Source organism: Nocardia sp. CA-135953, from assembly GCF_050955735.1.
GTDB lineage: Bacteria > Actinomycetota > Actinomycetes > Mycobacteriales > Mycobacteriaceae > Nocardia.
On sequence record NZ_CP192082.1, the window covers coordinates 3,120,859 to 3,137,183 of the forward strand.

Here is a 16,325-nt window from a genome sequence, read left to right on the forward strand (position 1 = left end):
TCCAGCCCGAACCGCCGCCATCGGGAACGCGCAAGCCCAATCGCGATGAGGTTTTCGATCCGAGAGCGGTGTCGGCTCTCGGAGTTTCGGCGATATCCGGGCACCCGGTGGCAGACTTCATGGCATGACGACGTTCGAGTGGGCCGACGTGGACAGCTACATCGTGGACTCTCTGGTGGGAGGCGAAGATTCGACCACGACGGCATTGGCGGCGAATGCGGCGGCCGGACTGCCCGCCATCGACGTATCGCCGACGCAAGGGAAGTTCCTCCATTTGCTAGCGCGGTCGATCGGGGCGCGGCGGGTGCTCGAGATCGGCACGCTCGGCGGTTACAGCACGATCTGGTTGGCGCGGGCGGTGGGTAAGGACGGCCAGGTCATCACCCTGGAATTCGAGCCGCGGCACGCGCGGGTCGCGCGGGAGAATCTGGATCGGGCCGAGGTCGGGGACCGGGTCGAGATCCGAGTTGGTGCGGCGTTGGACAGTCTGCCCGTACTGGCGGAGGAGGATCCGGAGCCGTTCGATCTGGTGTTCATCGACGCCGACAAGGTCAACAATTCGAACTACGTGCTCTGGGCGCTGCGCCTGACCCGGCCGGGCTCGGTGATCATCGTCGACAATGTCGTGCGCAATGGCGCTGTCGCCGACGACCATTCGGACGATCCGGTGGTCCAGGCCAGCCGCGATCTGGTGGACCTGCTCGCCGCCGAGCCAAGCCTCGACGCCACGATTGTGCAAACAGTCGGCAGCAAGGGTTGGGACGGTTTCGCCTACGCCGTGGTCAACGGTGAGGCCCTCGACTGATACGGCAGCTCGGATCTCCGGCGCGCCCGATCAGCACCTGACCTCGTCCCGGCACCGGATCGGGAAGCGTTTCGTAACGCAGATTTTCGGCTGGTCCGAAGGTGTGAAGGCGGATGGCGTGCACGGTGACTCCTAGTCGTCGGCGAACCAGCCCACCCTTCAACCTGAAGCGCCGTTCAGGTCAAGCGGGTGGCGGACCTCGAGCACCGTGCCTCGAATCCGTCGCAGAGCGCGGACAATCCGAGATACAGCAGATCTTCGGAGGTCAGATCGCTGACGCCACTGCCGTTCAGATCGGCGAGCGCGGGTGGGATCGGCAATTGTGAGGTTCCTTCCAGCAACGCCCGCAGTCCGTTCGAGCCCTCCGGATTCATGCCCTTGCGCGCGACCAGCGCACCGCTGATATGCGGCAGTGTGGCCCCGGAGATGTAGTTCCACACCGCGAAGGCCATGGTGGACGCCTCGCGGGTCGAGACATCGAGCTCGCGCAGCCCCTCGACCAGCCAGGCGAAACAGGCCAGCCCCTGCGGGCCGAAGCTGTAGCGGGGCATCGCGAAGGTGAGCAGCACCCACGGATGCTTCTGGTAGAGGGCCCAATCGATTTCGGCGGCAATGCGGACCCGGTCGCGCCAGGTCCAGTTCTTGCCCTCCGGCGACGGATATGGGTTGCGGGCCGAGATCTCGTCGGTCATCAGCGCGAGCAGTTCGTCCTTGTTCGCGACGTGCCGGTACAGCGACATGGCTCCGACACCCAGTTGCTCGGCGATATGTCGCATGGACAATCCGTCGAGCCCCGCCGCGTCGGCAAGGGCGATCGCAGTGTCGACAATGGCCGCCTGGGTGAGCTTCGGCTCGGTCATCCCATGACTCGCTTCCAGTTTTGGGACCGCATGCGTACACTGTACCCGGATTGATGCGTACGCCGTACGCGACACGGGAGAGGAATCGACATGACACAGGTGGAGGTCGCGCAGGCGGCGCCGACCGGTTCGCGGCGTGCTCGGCTCGGTCTCGCGGTACTGCTGCTGCCGGTGCTGCTGGTGTCGATGGACATTTCGGTCCTGTTCCTGGCCATGCCGACGCTCACCCTCGATCTCGATCCCTCGGCCGCGCAACAGCTGTGGATTCTCGATATCTACGGATTCCTCATCGCGGGTCTGCTGATCACCATGGGCAATCTCGGCGACCGGATCGGGCGGCGCAATATTCTGCTGGTCGGTGCGTCGATCTTCGGTATCGCCTCGATCATGGCGGCATTCGCGCCGAGTGCCGCGGTGTTGATCATCGCGCGAGCGATGATGGGTATGGGCGGTGCGACCCTGCTGCCGTCGAGTCTGGCGCTGATCTCCAGTCTGTTCCCGGATGCCCGCGAACGCGCCGGCGCGATCGGTGTGTGGACCGCGTTCTTCGCGGGCGGGTCCGCGGTCGGCCCGATCCTCGGTGGCCTGTTACTGCACCACTTCTGGTGGGGCTCGGTATTCCTCATCAATATTCCGGTGCTGCTGATCCTGCTCGCCTTCGGTCCGTTCGTACTGCCCGAACATCGCGCCGGCGTGGTCGGTCCGCTGGATATTCCGAGTGTGCTGCTGTCGATCGGCGGCATTCTGCCGGTGGTGTACGCGGTGAAGCAGATCGCCGCGGAAGGGTTCGATGTCGAACCGCTGGTAATCGGGCTCATCGGTGCGGTGCTGCTCACGATCTTCGTGCGGCGGCAGCGACAGCTTGCCGAACCGCTGCTGGATCTGCGACTGTTCCGGCGGGCGCAGTTCTCGGTAGCCATCGGCTCGAGCCTGGTCGGCATGATGTCGCTGGCCGCGATGAGCTATCTGACCAGTGTCTACCTGCAATCTGTGACCGGACGGGACCCGCTCGCGGCCGCGCTGCTCGGGATTCCGATGGCGATCGCGGTATTCGTGTGCTCGATGGGTGGTGCGCGGGTCGGACACCAGCTCGGGGTGCGTCCCACCTTCGTGCTGGCGCTGCTGGCCTCGGCCATCGGCAATCTGATGCTGATCGGTGTCGGCGTGGACGGCGGAATCGCCTGGTATCTTTCGGGATCCACGATTGCGGGCATCGGTTACGGCCTGGCATTCACCCTGGTGTCGGATGTGGCGGTGTCCTCGGTGCCGGCGGAGCGGGCCGGATCCGCGGTCGGGATCTCGGAGACCAGTTTCGAATTGGGCAACGCGCTCGGCCTCGCACTGCTGGGTTCGGTTGCGGCACTGGTCTTCCGGTCCGGCGGCGACTATTCGGACACGCTCGGTGAGACCATCCAGCATGCGGGCGGCAATTCCGCGCTGATCGATTCCGCACGCGAATCCTTTGTCTCCGGAATGCATGTCGCGACTTCGGTCGGTGCGCTGCTGTTGGTGGTGATGGCAGCGGTCGCCGCATTCTCGCCCCGGCGCTGACCGGCGCGCCTCCCCCGATTCGGCCGCGATTCGCGATATAATCAGATGTCATGATTTCGCATGACATCACCTCGATCGAGGGTTTCATCCGCAGCTACGACGAGATCGTCGCGGCATCGGATTTCGCCGCATTGCCAAGCCTTTTCGAGCCGGTGATCCTGGTGACCACCCCGACATCGAGTCGCTGTGTGAGCCGGGAAGAGTTCGTGGCCGCTGCCCGAGCGCGCGCCGACCAGTTCGGTGCGGGGACGACGCCGCGCACTCGTCTGGTCGAGCAAACCACTTTCGAACTGGGCGGACACTGCTGGCTGACCTCGGCCCGGTGGGCGCTGTCGCTCAGCGAACGGTCCCTCGACGTCTACAGCGACTTCCTGGTGCGCCGTGCCGAAGACGGTCTGCGGATCGCGGCCTACCTGCCCCGACAGGATCTGCCCGAGCTCCTGCGCACCTCGGCAAATGATCGCGAACACGGCAGGTCGGCGCATACAGTCGAGAGGTGAACGACACTCCCGAATCGAGCAACGGCCGCCCGCTCGCCGAGCGAGTGGCGTCCTGGCTGCTGTACCCGACGTCACGGCCGCGCGAGAAATCCCTGCGCGAGGAGGTCGCGGGCCGGACCGTGCTGGTGACCGGCGCGTCGCACGGCATCGGCAAGGCGAGCGCGCGCAAACTGGCCGCGGCCGGCGGGATCGTGCTGCTGGTTGCCCGCTCTGTTGACGACCTGGAGCAGGTGGCGGCCGAGATCACCGCCGAGGGCGGTACCGCGCACGTGCACCCGACGGATATGACCGATATGGACGCCGTCGAAAAACTCGGGCGCGACCTACTCGCCGAGCACGGTCATATCGATGTGCTGATCAATAACGCGGGCAAGTCGATTCGCCGTTCGATCGACGAATCCTATGACCGCTTCCATGATTTCACGCGCACCATCGATGTGAACTACCTCGGTCCGGTCCGGCTGCTGCTCACCTTGCTGCCGAGTATGCGCGCACGCAAACAGGGCCATATCGTCAATATCTCCACCTGGGGCGTGCTCATGCCGCCCGCCCCGCGGTGGGCCGCCTACGGTGCTTCCAAATCCGCCTTCGATGTCTGGTTGCGCAGTGCCGCAGCCGAAATCGCCGCCGACCAGGTGAGGACGACCTCCATCTACATGCCGCTCGTGCATACCAGGATGAGCGCGCCGACCGACTTCAGCCGCGTTCCCGGGCTTACCGTCGACGAAGCCTCCGATCTGGTCTGTCACGCCGTCGCCGCCAAGCCACGCAAGATCGCGCCCTGGTGGTCGCCGGGGGTCCAGGCGTGGTCCGATCTGACCCGAGGACGGGCGCAGCGCTTCATGGAACACGCGTTCGTCGCTGATCGTTATACGCCACGTGTCCGGCGCGGACGCGGGCCGATCTGATCGAGCAGCACATTGACCTCGTCCGGAAAACCATTGGTCACCGCCTTCGGCGTCTTGGCCGGGAATCGGCGCGTGACGTGTTCCTCTGCGGCTGATCCCGGCAGGACGTAGACGGGTTCGGCCTTGTTCTGCAGCGGACGCACGACCTCGTCGAGGTGGGTTTTGCGATCATCGAGGTAGGCGCCGATCACATCCTCGCCTGCCGGGCAGACGGCCATGCAGTATCCGGCCTTGTAGTTCGGTTTGAACGACAGGCTCTGCCACATCGAGAACGATTCGCCGGTGGTGACGCGCTCGCGGTACTCGGCGGCGCTGTCGCTGTCGGCGACGGTTTCGGCCCAATCGGTGAAGCCGCCCATGAACTCTCGGTAGTTGTGGGTATAGCAGGCCTGGAAATCGAAGCCACCGTCATTGGTGATCGCGCCGACCGGACAGGCCGATACGCACAGCTTGCATTCCAGGCACGGATTGAAATCCAGTGCGGCGCTCGGCTCGTCGATCACCGCATCGGTGACGACCGTGCCCAGCAGGATGAAATTGCCGAACTTCGGGTGAATCACGTTGCGGTGGATACCCATGACGCCCAATCCGGCCGCTTCGGCCACCACCTTGTGTGCGATCACCCAGATCCGACCCGGGAACTTGTCGACCTCCATCGGATATCCGGGCGCGGGGTAGACGGCGCGGTGCCCGACATCCTGCAGGGCCCTGGTAATGCGGCGCGACACCTCGTTGGTCTCGTCGTCGGCGTGGTTGAATTCGGTATTGGCCAGGCTGCGCATGGTGCTGCGCAGGTTGTCCCGGTTCATCCGGACACAGAAGGTCACGAATGTGCGTGCGGAGGGCAGGATTTCGCGCGCATGCTCGAGTTCGACCGCCACCCTCGGATCGTCGACCGGTACGAAGCCGACATCGTCGGCTCCGGCCGCGAGGCAGAGCTCGCGCAGCCGCGCCGCATTCAGCACCGGATCCGGTGTCGTGCGTGCCATTTCGGTCATCCGCTTGACGGTTGGATGCTCCGCCAATCGTCGCTGTCCAGTTGGTTCCTTGTCCGACATCGGCCCTCCTCGTAACCGCGAGACCGGCACGGCCTCAGAAAGATAGACCGCGCCGATCTCCGAAACTCATCGCACTCCGGGCGTGTCGGCCGTGAATCGCCTGCGTCACCGCGTCGGCGCGCCGGACCGAACCCCATCGCGCCCATGTTTCCAGGTCCCCAGCGGTGGCAGGAGACATCCCGAGCCCGCTCCGGTCCGAAGATCATGTGTGGCCCGGTCGGGGTGAGGGAGCCCGGCCGTGTCACGCATAGGATCGACGGGTGCACGGATCGGATGCGGGGACCACGGGGTTGGCGACCTTGTTCGCGTTGGCGGACTCGCGGCTGCCGATCGGGGGACATGTGCATTCCGGCGGTGTGGAGGAGGCGGTGGCGTCCGGGATGGTGCGCGATGTCGCGACGGTGGAGCTGTATTTGCGGCGGCGGATCCGGACATCCGGACTGGTGGCGGCCTCGTTGGCGGCGGCGGTATGTGCGGGGAAGATGACCGCCGAGCGGGCGGAGGCCGAGGCCGATGCGCGGACACCGGCTCCGGCAGCGCGGGCGGCGTCACGGGCGCAGGGACGTGGTTTGGCGCGGTTGGCGAAACAGGTTTGGCCGGGGGCGGATTGGACGGTTCTCGGTATGCGGCCGCATCTGTCGACGGCCTTCGGTGTGGTCGGGCAGATCTGCGGTGCGACTCCGGAGCAGGCCGCCGCGGTCGTCGTCTACACGACCATGACCGGCGCGGCGACTGCGGCCCAGCGGTTGCTGGCGCTGGATCCCGCCGCTGTGGCCGCCTGCACGATCCGGCTCGGCGAACTCTGCGATCGGAGCGCCGCCACGGCCGCGACCGAACTCGCCGCGCTCTCGGATCCGCTACAGGACGTACTCGCACAGCGACACCTCATCCGCGATATGCCCCTCTTCGCGTCCTAGGCGCGCAATCGGTAAAGATGAAGAGGAAAGGAGCACGATATGCCACCCCACCTGATCGACGGCGAACCGCACGATCACTCGCACGACCGGCCCAAGCGCGAGCGCACACCCGGCGAGGCGCTGCGCATCGGCATCGGCGGCCCGGTCGGTTCGGGCAAGACTGCCCTGGTGGCCGCCCTGTGCCGGCAGCTGCGTGCCGAACTCTCGCTCGCGGTGCTGACCAACGACATCTACACCACCGAGGACGCCGACTTCCTGCGCAGGCACGCGGTGCTGCCGGATGAGCGGATCACCGCCGTGCAGACCGGTGGCTGCCCGCACACCGCCATTCGCGACGACATCACCGCGAACCTCGATGCCATCGATGATCTGATCGCGGCCAACCCACCGCTGGATCTGATCCTGGTCGAATCCGGCGGTGACAACCTCACTGCCACGTTCTCCTCCGGCCTCATCGATGTACAGATCTTCGTCATCGATGTCGCGGGCGGCGACAAGGTGCCGCGCAAGGGCGGGCCCGGCGTGACGTTCTCGGATCTGCTGGTGATCAACAAGACGGATCTGGCCCCGCTGGTCGGTGCCGACCTCGACGTCATGGCACGCGATGCCGCGAAGGTACGCGAGGGTCGCCGCACGGCGATGATCTCGCTGACCGAGGATCCGGCCGCCACCGCGGTGCTCGTGTGGGTGCGCGAACAGCTGCGGGCCACCGCCGAGCAGGACAAATCAGTCACCGAATCCGCTGTTGCGCACTGAGGTTCGCATTGTCGCGGCCGTCGGCACGCTGCCCGACATCCACGCGAGCGGCGGGCTGGCGGCCCGGCGCACCGGTCCGGACACTGTCCACCTGATCGGCACCGCGGCCACTCCGCTCGGCGGCGATGAACTCGATATCGAGATCGTGGTCGGCGCGGGCGCACGTCTGGTGGTGCGCTCGGTCGCGGCCACCATCGCGCTACCGAGCACACGCACGCCATTGTCGTTGGCGCACTGGCATTTCGACGTCGCGGGCGAGCTGGATTTCGATCCGGAGCCGACGATCGTGGCGGGCGGCGCGCACCACCACGCGGTGACCGAGGTGCGATTGACTCCCGACGCCCGGCTACGGCTGCGCGAACGCGTACAGATCGGGCGCACCGGCGAAGACGGCGGCGGCTGGCGCGGTGACCTGATCGCCGATATCGGCGCCCTGCCGCTGTTGCGGCATCGACTCGAACTCGGTGCAGGTGGTGCCGCCGACGACAATCTCGCCGCACCAAGGGCATTGGATAGCGAACTCGTCTATCCGGACGACCGCCCCGTGGAAACCGACCGCTTGGTCGCATCCCGTCTCCCGCTCGCATTGGGCGGGACCCTGGCCACCCGAACGGGACCGCTGCTCGTCAGTACGCGATAGCTCCCGATTCGCCGAAGAATGTGTCATCCATCACAGCGGCGCATTTGCCCGGACCGACGCGGTGTAGCGATGCGCCGAGTGGGGGAATGAGAAGAGGTGGGAACCCGCCAACGTCGTCAGGTTCCCACCCCGGTTCGGCGCTCGATCAGTTGCCGACGACCCGCGACGGCGCATCGAACGCATTGACCGCGCCGATGGCCGCACTGATCACGGCCGCCGGGGCTGTGATCACGACCGCGCCGAAGCCCGCCCCGAGCATCGGACCCGCGACCAGGCCCACCGGCGCGAATGCAGTCCTGCGACCAGTTCCAGTGCACCGCCGACCAGCGCGGAGGTCGCCAATGATTCGCTGAAGGCTAGCCCACCTTGCGGTCGGCCGCCTTCTCGGTGCGCGCGGCATTCCCGTTCGCCGCGGGCGGCGCCCCCAGCGCGGCCGCGAGTTCGTCGGCCTCCTGCTGATCGGCCTGCACCGCCTCCACCGCGAGCCGGGCGAAGACCCACTGCTCGGTGGCCGCCATCTGCCCGCGGGTGCGGCCGAGGAAGGTCACGAACCACTGGATGACGGTGATGATCCGGCTGCGGTAGCCGACCAGGTAGTACAGGTGCAGTGCGAGCCAGGCCAACCAGGCGATGAATCCGCCGAACTCCAGCTTGCCGACCTGGCAGACGGCGCTGAACCGCGACACCGTCGCCATGCTGCCCTTGTTGAAGTACTTGAACGGCTCGCGGTCCTGCGGCGCTTCGCCTTTCAGTCCGGCCTTGATCTGCTTGGCCGCATAGGTCGCGCCCTGGATCGCACCCTGTGCCTGGCCGGGCACATTCGGCACCGACATCAGGTCGCCGACCACGAATACATTCGGGTGGCCCTTGATGGTCAGATCGGGTTCGACGATCACCCGTCCGGCGCGGTCGGTCTCGGTGCCGTCGGAGCGTTCGGCGAGCATCTTGCCCAGCGGGCTGGCCTGCACACCGGCCGACCACACCTTGCACGAGGATTCGATCCGGCGCACCGTGCCGTCGGCATCCTTCACCGTGACCCCATGCGCGTCGACATTGGTGACCATGGCGTTGAGCTGGATCTCCACCCCCATCTTCTCCAGCCGCCGCTTGGCCTTACCGCCCAGCTTCGGACCCATCGGGCCAAGCACCGCACCCGCGCCCTCGACCAGGATCACTCTGGCATCGCGCGGATCGATGTTGTGGAAGGTGCCCTCCAGGGTGCGATCGGCCAGTTCGGCGATCTGACCGGCCAATTCGACACCGGTGGGTCCGGCGCCGATCACCACGAAGGTGAGCAGTCGGTCCCGCACTTCCTGGGTCGTGGCCAGTTCGGCGCCTTCGAATGAGCCGAGGATGCGCGCGCGTAGCTCCAGCGCGTCGTCGATGGTCTTCATACCAGGGGCGTAGGTGGCGAACTGATCGTTGCCGAAGTAGGACTGCTGCGCGCCGGTCGCCACGATCAGGCTGTCGAAAGAGGTGACGGTGTTCTGGTTGAGCAGCTGCGAGGTGACCGTATTGTGCTCGAGGTCGATATCGATGACATCGCCGAGCAGCACCTGGGCGTTCTTCTGCTTGCGCAGCACCAGCCTGGTCGCGGGGGCGATCTCACCGACCGACAGGATGCCGGTGGCCACCTGGTAGAGCAGCGGCTGGAACAGGTGGGTCGAGGTCTTGGAGATCAGGGTGACGTCGACGTCGGCATGTTTGAGGTGCTTGGTACCGAACAAGCCGCCGAATCCGGAGCCGATCACCACCACCCGGTGGCGATGGTTCTCCTGGACAGACTGAGTGCTCATCGTCGGTGCTCCTCAAACCTGGGGTGCGGCCCCTCGAACGGCGTTGACCCGACTTACGGTAGTCGGCGCTCTGCTGGCCGTCGCGGCGAGATCCCGGTTGTTGATGTGCCGATTCTTTCGAGCGAACGAATGTGAAAAAGAGAATACGATAGATCCTGTCGTTCAGGGAGGTCTGTCATGGTCGCTGGTGGCCGTGTCGCCCACAGCCGCAGCGGGAATAGAAAGCCCAGCGTGCGGCCCGAATCCGAGAATGCGTCGCTCATCGACGTCCCGGACGACCACCTGGTCGACCGACTGCTGCGCCGGGTTCCCGAGCGTCCCCATGTGCTGGCCTCACCGCCGCGCGGTAGCACCGTGATCGCGGTGACAGGCGATGCCGGACTTCCGTATTTCGGCCGGGGCCTGCACTACTTGCGGTGGGGTCCGGCGGAAATGATGCAGCGGTATCGCCGCTACGGTCCGGTGTCGCTGAATTCGTCGCTGGGCTTGGATCGGGTGCTGGTCTGCGGTCCGGACGCGATCGATGAGGTGCTCGGTAAGCGGCGTCGCGATTTCGGTCAGGGCTGGGACTACTTCATCGGTCCGTTCTTCCGGCGCGGACTGCTGCTCCTGGAATTCGACGAGCACATGTTCCATCGCCGGATCATGCAGCAGGCCTTCACCCGGGAGCGGCTGGAGGCCCATCTCGCGGCGCTGACGCCGGTGGCGCGGGCCGCCGTCGATCGGTGGGTGCCGCGGATCGGCGGCACGGTCCGGCTCTATCCCACGATCAAGGAATTGACGCTGGAGATCGCGGGCGAGACCTTTATGGCTGTCGATGTCGGGATGCAGCGCCGCAAGCTGATCGATGCGTTCATCGACTGCACCCATGCCGGACTATCGGTTATTCGACATCCGGTGCCCGGCGGCAATTGGCGTGCCGGGCTGCGCGGGCGCAAGGTGCTCGAGCAGTACTTCACCGATATGCTGCCGAGCAAGCGACGGACCGAGTCGGCGGATTTCTTCTCCGGACTGTGTCATGCGCGCACCGAGGACGGCGCCGAATTCAGCGACGCGGATGTGGTCAACCACATGATCTTCCTGATCATGGCCGCGCACGACACCACGACGACCACCGCCACCGCCGTGGCCTACTACCTCGGCAAACATCCCGAATGGCAGCGGCGGGTGCGCGCCGAGGTGCACGCGGTCGATGCCGAAATCGGCGGCGCCGCACCGACGATCGCCGATCTGGACCGGATGCACGAACTGGATCTGGTGATCAAGGAGAGTTTGCGCTTGATGCCGCCGGTGCCCGGACTGCCGCGACGGGCGGTGCGCGACACCGAAATTCTCGGACATTACATTCCGGCGGGCACGCCGATCGATTGCGCGTATACCGTCAATCACTTCCTGCCGGAGCTGTGGACCCGGCCGGAAGTGTTCGATCCGGAACGCTTCGGCGAGGCGCGTCGCGAGGACAAATCGCATCGACTGGCCTGGGTGCCCTTCGGTGCGGGTGCGCACAAATGCATCGGGATGCACTTCGGGACATTCGAGGTGAAGACGATCATTGCCGCGCTGGTGCGAGATTACGAATGGAAGCTCCCGAGGGACTATCGAATGCCGTGGGGATTCACGACGATTCCGTTCCCTCGGGATGGTGCGCCCGTATCCTTGCGTCCCCTCAGCGTCCGCTGAACAGCAGTTCGGCGACCTTGGTGTCGGTCGCGGCGCCTTCGGTATAGCCGCCGTCGCTGCCGAGCGAGCTCATGATGGCCAGGGTGTAGCGCTCGCCGGGGCCTGCGAAGCCGACCGAGTTCACCACCCAGCCGCCCTGTTCCTCGGACCAGCCGTTCTTGAGGCCGGGCCGCATCGCCGCGCCCGCGCCCCACACGCCCCAGTGCTGGTTGCTGTCGACCGCGCGCATGCGGTCGAACAGGTAGTTCCGGTCGTCCGGGTGCATATTGTCGAAGATCGAATCCATCAGCCGATCCAGGTCGGCGGGGGTGCACTTCTGGAACGACCAGTCCGGGAACATCGCGGTATTCGTCGGCTGCGGAACCAGGTTCACCATGCCGCTGGCGCGGAAGGCATTGTTATAGGCCATCCGATCGAGGCCGGCGTACTTGTTCCAGAGGATGTCGGCGGCTTGGTCATTGGAGGTGGCGAGCATTGATTCCATCAGGCCGCGGTCCTCAGGACCGAGACCGACCACGCCCGCCCGCGCGCGGTTGAGCAGGTCGGCGGCGATCGCCAGTTTGATGGTGGAGGCGGTCCAGACCGAGTTCTCCGCATTCTCGTTCGCGTACACCCCACCGCTGACTCGGTCGCGAACCACATAGCCGGTCACGCCGGGCCGAGTCTTCAAATACGCGTCGACAGCGGCGATTCGGCTGCTCATATCGCAATCGAAACCGGCGATGCAGCCCTGCGTATGGGCCGGAGGCGCCGCGTAGGCCGACGGAATCAGCGCGGTGGTAGTGGGGACCAGGATCGCCGCAGCGGCGAGGACAGAGACGGAGGCGTGACGCACGAGGCAACACGATCGCACATCGGCGGGCGGGACGCACGTCTTGAGCTCTGCGCGACGCTGTGGTAGATGGCGTTGCGTGCTTGTACCGCAGCGTCTTTCGCACTAGTGGAATGCCGCGTGCAATTCCTCGACAGTGCGACCGTTGAGGCGGTAGCAGTGGGCGAAGGCCTCGGCATGCTGATCGCGCGGCCAGGAGTGTAGGACGACGGTGCGACCATAGGAGCGCGAGTTGACCAGCTCCCATCTGTCACCGACCCGGCGGACCGTGAATCCGCCTCTCGGCATCAGGGGAATCACCATCGCCATCATGAACGCGAACCAGCCTTTCGTGCAGCTACCCCGTTCCTCCCGGTTGAGCACTGTTGCACATCGATGTCCGCGATCCGACATGACACGACGAAGTAAATCGTTCGCGTGTGGCTCAATTCACTCCCGCGGGATGGGGCCGGGAGGTTGCGTGCTGGTCGCTGGGCGTATAAACGTGCGGAAGCGCCGAGGCGTCCGGATAGGCGACTTGACGCGCAGTCCGGACATACCGGACCAACCGACGAGAGGGCGCAGATGCCGCTGCACATACATCGTGCCGAGCGCGCCGATGCGTTGGCGGAGGCGTTGGCCGCGCTGCTTGCGGAACCGTTGCCGGACCCTTTCGCGGCCGAGGTGGTCGCGGTGCCCGCGAAGGGTGTCGAGCGGTGGTTGACGCAGCGGTTGTCGACGGTGCTCGGCGTGTCCGGTCGCTGCGACGGTGTTGCCGCGAATATCGAATTCCCGTCTCCCGGTGCGTTGGTCGCCGAAATATCGGCGGCGGCAAGTGGTGTGCGGGCAGAGGCGGATCCGTGGGCGTCGGAGCAGGTCGTGTGGACATTGCTGCGGGTGATCGATGCGTCGCTGGGCGAACCGTGGAGTGCGGTACTCGCGCGACATCTCGGGGTCGGGGAACCCGCCGGACATCGGGTCGGTCGGCGGTATGCGACCGCCGCCCATGTGGCGGCGCTGTTCGACAGCTATGCGGCGCAGCGGCCGGGGCTCATCAAGGAGTGGGCGGCAGGTTCGGATACCGACGGTGCCGGCCGTGCGGTGCCGGATGATCTGCGGTGGCAACCGGAATTGTGGCGGCGGTTGCGGGCCGAGGTCGGGGCGCCGAGCCCGGCCGAGCGGTTGGACGCGGCCTGTGCGCGATTGCGGGATGAGCCGGATCTGGTGGATCTGCCTGGGCGTTTGTCGCTGTTCGGGGTGACGCGGCTGCCGAGCGATCAACTCGCGGTGTTATCCGCGCTGGGGGAGCGGCGCGATGTGCACCTGTGGCTCGTGCATCCGAGTCCGGCGATGTGGACGCGGTTGAGTGGACTGCCCGCGGCAGTGGCGCGGGCCGATGATGTAAGCGCAACGGTGGTCCGGCATCCGCTGCTCGCGGGGCTCGGCAGGGATGTGCGCGAGCTGCAGCAGCGGTTGGTCGGTGTCGTGCATCGGCACCATGCGGCTGTCGGATCGAATCAGGATGGCCGTCAGGAAGTTTCGGGTCCTACACTGTTGACCGCCCTGCAATCCGGGATTCGCGACGACGTGTGGCCCCCCGAACCCGCGAGCTTTCCTGACCACACCGTGCAGGTGCATTCGTGTCATGGACCGGCGCGACAGGTCGAGGTATTGCGCGAATGCCTGCTCGGCTTGTTCGCGGCCGATCACTCGCTGGAACCCCGTGATGTGTTGATCATGTGTCCGGAGGTGGAGGCGTACGCGCCGCTGGTGCGGGCGGCGTTCGGGCAGAAGATGGTGGGATCGGTCGAGTCGGTAGGGGATTCGGCGCATCCCGCGCATCTGTTGCGGGTGCGGCTCGCCGATCGGGGCCGCGGGGTGACCAATCCGATGCTCGCGGTGATCGCGGTATTGCTCGAGCTCGCCGACGGGCGGGTGACGGTGACGCAGGTTCTGGATCTCGCGGCGTCCGAAACCGTCCGTCGCCGTTGCGGTTTCGATGACGACGATATCGAGCGGTTGCGCGAGTGGGCAGCCGAATCCGGCGCGCGGTGGGGTATCGGACAGCGCCAGCGGCAGGCATTCGGGCTGGCCGACTTCGCGCAGAACACGCTCAACAGCGCGGTGGACCGCATCCTGCTCGGTGTCACCGCGGACGAATCTTCCGAGGACTGGCTGGATCTCGCGCTACCGCTCGGCGGTGTGGACAGCAATGATGTGGATCTGGCCGGCCGGTTCGCGGAGTTCATCGACCGGCTCGCGGTCTGCCTGCGCGACCTGCGCGGGCCCCGTCCGGCGCACGAGTGGGCGGCGGTGCTCGGCCGCTGCCTCGAACTGCTCACCGATGTGCCCGACAGTCAAGCGTGGGTGCGCACCGAGGCCCGCCGCGAGCTGGCCGCCGCCACCGACCACGCGGGTGATGTGCCGTTGCGGCTGGCGGATGTCGGTGTGCTGCTGTCGAGTCGGCTCGCAGCACGACCGACGAGGGCGAATTTCCGGACCGGCGAACTGACGGTGTGCACGATGGTGCCGATGCGTTCGGTGCCGCATCGAGTGGTGGTGTTGCTCGGCCTCGACGACGAGATCTTCCCGCGCACCAGCGGCGTGGACGGCGACGATGTGCTCGCCCGCCATCCGCTACTTGGCGAACGGGATGCGCGCAGCGAGGATCGCCAGCTGCTGCTGGATGCGGTGCTCGCGGCCACGGAGCAGCTGTTGATCTTCCACACCGGCGCCGACCCGGTGACCGGTGCGTATCGCCCGCCCGCCATCCCGGTCGCCGAACTGCTCGATGCACTACGCGCGCACGTCGGCGCGGCAGGTATGGACGCGGTGGTGACCCGACATCCGTTGCAGGGCTTCGACCGTCGCAATTTCGCGGCCGAGCGCCCGTTCAGCTTCGATACCGTCGCCCTCGCCGGCGCGCGGGCCGCCGGACAACCCGCACAGCCGCGTCCCGTATTTCTGTCCGAACCTCTGCCGGCATTCGAACTCACGGATGTCGCGCTGGCCGACTTGATTTCGTTCGTCGAGCACCCGGTGCGGGCATTTCTGTGGCAGCGCCTCGGGCTGCGCGTTCCCGAACACGAAGACGACATTGCCGACCGGCTGCCCATCGAACTCGACGGTCTCGCGAAATGGGAGCTGGGCGAACGACTGCTGTCCGCGCGACTCACCGGAGCGGATCCATCGACGCTGCGCGCGGCGGAGTGGCGGCGCGGGACCCTGCCGCCGTTCGGTTTCGGTGGCGCGGTGCTCGACGAGATCGAGTCGACGGTGGACAAGCTGGTGCGGGCGGCGCTGCCGGAGTACGAGGGTGCGCCGCGCGCGGTCGATATCGCCGTCGATCTCGGGAACGGCCGTCGGCTCACCGGCACCGTGCCCGAGGTGCGCGGTGAATCCTTGGTACGCACCACGTTCTCCCGGCTCGCTCCGAAACATCGCATTGCCGCCTGGGTTTCGTTGCTGGCATCGGCCGTCACGGAGGACCGCTCGTGGCGCGCTGTCACCACTGGTCGCGGCCAATTCGGCCGTCCCGCATGGCGTTCGGAAATCATGGCGCCGGAACCACCTGCCGCGCTGGCGATCCTGCGGGAACTGGTGCGGCTGCGTGACGCCGGGCTGACCGAACCGCTGCCGATCGCCCCTTCCGCTACCGCCGTCTACGCCGAACGTCGCTTCCACGGTTCGAACGCCGACGAGGCGGTGAGCGCCGCCGAACGCGAATTCAATGGCGGGCCCAACGGTCCCGGGCCGTTCGGTGACCACACCGACCGTCACCTGCGCTACATCTGGGGGCCTGCCCCTCGCCTCGAACACCTCATGGCCGCACCCGCGCCCGCGGGCGAGCCCGCGGAAACCACCCGCTTCGGGTCCCTGGCTCGTCGCATGTGGGCACCGCTGTTGGCCGCCGAGAATCAGGGCCAGCCATGAGTCGGCGTACTGATCGAAGGGGACGGCACCTCGTTCGGCGCGCCTCCCGGATACGGGTGGGCGTCGGGTGGACGGTGGAGGAGAGCACCGGATTTGCCAGGCACGGAAAG

15 protein-coding genes are annotated in these 16,325 nt (G+C 66.5%); 9 read left to right on the top strand and 6 right to left on the bottom strand.

Going from position 1 to position 16,325, the window contains the following annotated elements; translation table 11 throughout:
* Nucleotides 1-124 precede the first annotated feature (124 nt).
* Nucleotides 125-805 carry an O-methyltransferase gene (locus ACQPXH_RS14310; protein WP_433602831.1) on the top strand — a complete coding sequence of 227 codons (681 nt, stop codon included), beginning with the start codon at nt 125-127 and terminating at the stop codon, nt 803-805.
* Between the two features lie 176 nt (nt 806-981).
* Here ACQPXH_RS14310 and ACQPXH_RS14315 read toward each other — a convergent pair whose 3' ends face one another.
* The gene (locus tag ACQPXH_RS14315) at nt 982-1,665 is read right to left on the bottom strand and encodes a TetR/AcrR family transcriptional regulator (protein WP_433602832.1); all 684 of its coding nucleotides are present in this window, start codon (nt 1,663-1,665) and stop codon (nt 982-984) included.
* A gap of 90 nt (nt 1,666-1,755) precedes the next feature.
* On the opposite strand from ACQPXH_RS14315, the gene ACQPXH_RS14320 reads away from it, so the two are divergent.
* From ACQPXH_RS14320 to ACQPXH_RS14330, 3 genes are read left to right on the top strand one after another with little or no spacing between them, the layout of a single operon-like run.
* The gene (locus tag ACQPXH_RS14320; RefSeq protein ID WP_433602833.1) at nt 1,756-3,216 is read left to right on the top strand and encodes an MFS transporter; all 1,461 of its coding nucleotides are present in this window, start codon (nt 1,756-1,758) and stop codon (nt 3,214-3,216) included.
* Between the two features lie 50 nt (nt 3,217-3,266).
* Nucleotides 3,267-3,716 carry a hypothetical protein gene (locus tag ACQPXH_RS14325; protein WP_433602834.1) on the top strand — a complete coding sequence of 150 codons (450 nt, stop codon included), beginning with the start codon at nt 3,267-3,269 and terminating at the stop codon, nt 3,714-3,716.
* Nucleotides 3,713-4,624 (top strand): SDR family NAD(P)-dependent oxidoreductase, encoded by a 912-nt coding sequence (locus tag ACQPXH_RS14330; RefSeq protein WP_433602835.1) that lies wholly within the window; start codon nt 3,713-3,715, stop codon nt 4,622-4,624. The genes ACQPXH_RS14325 and ACQPXH_RS14330 overlap by 4 nt, the downstream gene beginning before the upstream one ends.
* Here ACQPXH_RS14330 and ACQPXH_RS14335 read toward each other — a convergent pair.
* Nucleotides 4,585-5,682: an epoxyqueuosine reductase gene (locus tag ACQPXH_RS14335; protein WP_433602836.1), complete on the bottom strand. Its 1,098-nt coding sequence runs from the start codon at nt 5,680-5,682 to the stop codon at nt 4,585-4,587. The two genes, ACQPXH_RS14330 and ACQPXH_RS14335, sit on opposite strands and share 40 nt — an antisense overlap.
* Nucleotides 5,683-5,942: 260 nt before the next feature.
* Here ACQPXH_RS14335 and ACQPXH_RS14340 point away from each other — a divergent pair, with 260 nt between their 5' ends.
* The 3 genes from ACQPXH_RS14340 to ACQPXH_RS14350 are packed head-to-tail and all read left to right on the top strand — an operon-like array spanning nt 5,943 to nt 7,995.
* Nucleotides 5,943-6,599, top strand: coding sequence for an urease accessory protein UreF (locus ACQPXH_RS14340; RefSeq protein WP_433602837.1), 657 nt, complete (start codon nt 5,943-5,945; stop codon nt 6,597-6,599).
* Nucleotides 6,600-6,638: 39 nt separating this feature from the next.
* Nucleotides 6,639-7,355 (top strand): urease accessory protein UreG, encoded by a 717-nt coding sequence (gene ureG, locus ACQPXH_RS14345; protein ID WP_433602838.1) that lies wholly within the window; start codon nt 6,639-6,641, stop codon nt 7,353-7,355.
* Nucleotides 7,345-7,995 carry an urease accessory protein UreD gene (locus ACQPXH_RS14350; RefSeq protein ID WP_433602839.1) on the top strand — a complete coding sequence of 217 codons (651 nt, stop codon included), beginning with the start codon at nt 7,345-7,347 and terminating at the stop codon, nt 7,993-7,995. The genes ureG and ACQPXH_RS14350 overlap by 11 nt, the downstream gene beginning before the upstream one ends.
* Before the next feature lie 145 nt (nt 7,996-8,140).
* Here ACQPXH_RS14350 and ACQPXH_RS14355 read toward each other — a convergent pair whose 3' ends face one another.
* Nucleotides 8,141-8,275, bottom strand: a complete 135-nt coding sequence (locus tag ACQPXH_RS14355) for a hypothetical protein (RefSeq protein ID WP_433602840.1) — start codon at nt 8,273-8,275, stop codon at nt 8,141-8,143.
* A 76-nt stretch (nt 8,276-8,351) separates the two neighbouring features.
* A complete protein-coding gene (locus tag ACQPXH_RS14360; protein WP_433602841.1) occupies nt 8,352-9,791 on the bottom strand; it encodes an NAD(P)/FAD-dependent oxidoreductase in 1,440 nt (479 codons plus the stop codon).
* A gap of 177 nt (nt 9,792-9,968) precedes the next feature.
* On the opposite strand from ACQPXH_RS14360, the gene ACQPXH_RS14365 reads away from it, so the two are divergent.
* Complete coding sequence (locus tag ACQPXH_RS14365) at nt 9,969-11,471, top strand: cytochrome P450 (protein ID WP_433602842.1); 1,503 nt, start codon at nt 9,969-9,971, stop codon at nt 11,469-11,471.
* On the opposite strand, the gene ACQPXH_RS14370 is transcribed toward ACQPXH_RS14365, so the two are convergent.
* Entirely contained in the window at nt 11,458-12,306 is an 849-nt protein-coding gene (locus ACQPXH_RS14370; RefSeq protein WP_433602843.1) for a tat pathway signal sequence, read from the bottom strand. The genes ACQPXH_RS14365 and ACQPXH_RS14370 overlap by 14 nt on opposite strands.
* A gap of 102 nt (nt 12,307-12,408) precedes the next feature.
* Nucleotides 12,409-12,606 carry a hypothetical protein gene (locus ACQPXH_RS14375; protein WP_387292870.1) on the bottom strand — a complete coding sequence of 66 codons (198 nt, stop codon included), beginning with the start codon at nt 12,604-12,606 and terminating at the stop codon, nt 12,409-12,411.
* 261 nt (nt 12,607-12,867) lie between these two features.
* Here ACQPXH_RS14375 and recC point away from each other — a divergent pair, with 261 nt between their 5' ends.
* Nucleotides 12,868-16,215: an exodeoxyribonuclease V subunit gamma gene (recC, locus tag ACQPXH_RS14380; protein ID WP_433602844.1), complete on the top strand. Its 3,348-nt coding sequence runs from the start codon at nt 12,868-12,870 to the stop codon at nt 16,213-16,215.
* Nucleotides 16,216-16,325 lie beyond the last annotated feature (110 nt).